Genomic DNA, 2,065 nt, shown 5'->3' with positions numbered 1-2,065 from the left:
GATAATAAAGTGTCTTTATAAGTGCCAGCCGCATTGTAAGTATTTCCGTTCCAGGTGTAAGGTAATTGGTTGGTGCAAACAGTGGCGGTTTGAGATCCTGTTACGACTGGATTTACATTCAGTGTGAGGGTAACGATGGAGTCACAACCCGCGGCACTAGTCAGGGTGTCTTTATAGGTCCCTGCGGCATTATAAATGTTGCCATTCCAGGTATAAGGCAGTTGGTTGTTACAGATGGTTACGGTTTGTGTGCCAGTTTTAACTGGGTTAACATTCAGCGTCAAGGTAACAATTGAATCGCAACCAGCGGCATTAGTCAGCGTATCTTTATAGGTTCCTGCCGCATTATAAGTATTTCCGTTCCAGGTGTATGGTAATTGATTAGCACATACTGTAGCCGTTTGAGTCCCTGTTACGACTGGGTTTACGTTCAATGTTAATGTTACGATAGAATCGCAACCTGCTGCAGATAATAAAGTGTCTTTATAAGTTCCAGCTGCATTGTAGGTATTTCCATTCCATGTATAAGGTAATTGATTAGCGCAAACAGTGGCAGTTTGAGTTCCTGTTACGACTGGATTTACGTTCAATGTCAGGGTAACGATAGAATCACAACCCGCGGCACTAGTCAGCGTATCTTTATAGGTTCCTGCCGCATTATAAGTATTTCCATTCCAGGTATATGGTAATTGATTGGCACATACAGTTGCGCTTTGGGTTCCTGTTACGACTGGATTTACGTTCAGGGTCAATGTTACGATAGAGTCGCAACCAACTGCGGATAATAAAGTGTCTTTATAAGTGCCAGCGGCATTGTAAGTGTTGCCATTCCAGGTGTATGGCAATTGATTGGCGCAAACGGTGGCTGTCTGAGATCCTGTTACGACTGGATTTACATTCAATGTCAAGGTAACGATGGAGTCGCAACCTGCAGCACTGGTCAGGGTGTCTTTGTAAGTTCCTGCGGCATTATAAGTGTTTCCGTTCCAGATGTATGGTAATTGATTGGCACAGACAGTGGCGGTTTGAGATCCGGTGACGACTGGATAGACATAAACAATTCCTGATTGTATATCGCCCTCGCAACCATCTACCGAGCGTTCCTGTACGGTGATCAGGAATTGTCCAGCAGTATTCCAAGTAATAGTTATTTCATTGGTAGTCGTGGTTTGTGTAATGCCATCGATTTTCCATATGTAAGTAGAGGGAACGCTTGGGTCATTTACAGAATATTTTTTAGTGGTTCCGATACATACATGATCCGGCATAGCCATTTGCGCAGATGTCTCTTTGACACCGAACATAAGCAAATTCAATGCAATGATATGTAGTAACCGTTTAAGCATTATGATCATTCATGCACGCATTATTAGCGGCACTCTTGCGAACTTTTTATTTTATGTTGTCCAAAACAAAGCGCTACATGCACACTGCTTCAGGGAAGCAAGTGTGCATGTTTGCAGCTTTGGGATGTTTTTAATTTGGTTTCATTTCTTTATTGCTTTTCATTTTTAATTATGGGTGATTGGTGTTGTTACTGGTTTCGGATTAATGGTTACTGTTGTTGTGCAGGTGGAAACATTGCCACATGCATCCGTAGCTTTCCATGTTATTGTTGAAACGCCAACATTAAAGGTTCCGCTTGCATCTGTGCCGGTACCGCTTCTTGTGGTTGCTCCTGTTACCTCGTAAGTAATAGCTAGTTGCCTGCTGCAGTTATATGTTACAATAAGTGCAGGGATAGTATAATTGTTGTCAGCTACTACGCAGGAGGTTTGTGAAGGAGGACAAGTTAATGTCACTGCCGGTGCCGGTGTTACGGTATAGGTGGCGTTAACGGTGGTGGTATCACACTTATCAGCGATCGTCCAGGTGATGGTGATATTGCCACCAGCACACAGGTTGATACTTTGGTTGGTGTAATTGCTGGTCACCTGTGGTGCGCAACCACCAGTTGCTGCGATGGCTGTTGTCTGCTGTGTTACCCATGCTGCGATGGCTGCATCGAGGGTTGTTTGATCAGCAAACGTACAGGAGGCGACAGTGGCATTGGCTGGTTGACTGA

2 protein-coding genes are annotated in these 2,065 nt (G+C 44.0%); both read right to left on the bottom strand.

Annotated elements, in window-relative coordinates; translation table 11 throughout:
- Positions 1–1,355: hypothetical protein (locus tag A3860_RS37620; RefSeq protein ID WP_216823605.1), on the bottom strand; the 1,355-nt coding region annotated here is incomplete at its 3' end.
- A gap of 156 nt (positions 1,356–1,511) precedes the next feature.
- Positions 1,512–2,065: hypothetical protein (locus A3860_RS41430; protein WP_216823604.1), on the bottom strand; the 554-nt coding region annotated here is incomplete at its 5' end.

The organism is Niastella vici (assembly GCF_002077945.1).
Taxonomy (GTDB): Bacteria; Bacteroidota; Bacteroidia; order Chitinophagales; family Chitinophagaceae; genus Niastella; species Niastella vici.
The sequence above is the reverse complement of the archived record's forward strand: the minus strand, read 5'-3'. Positions and strand labels throughout refer to the sequence as shown.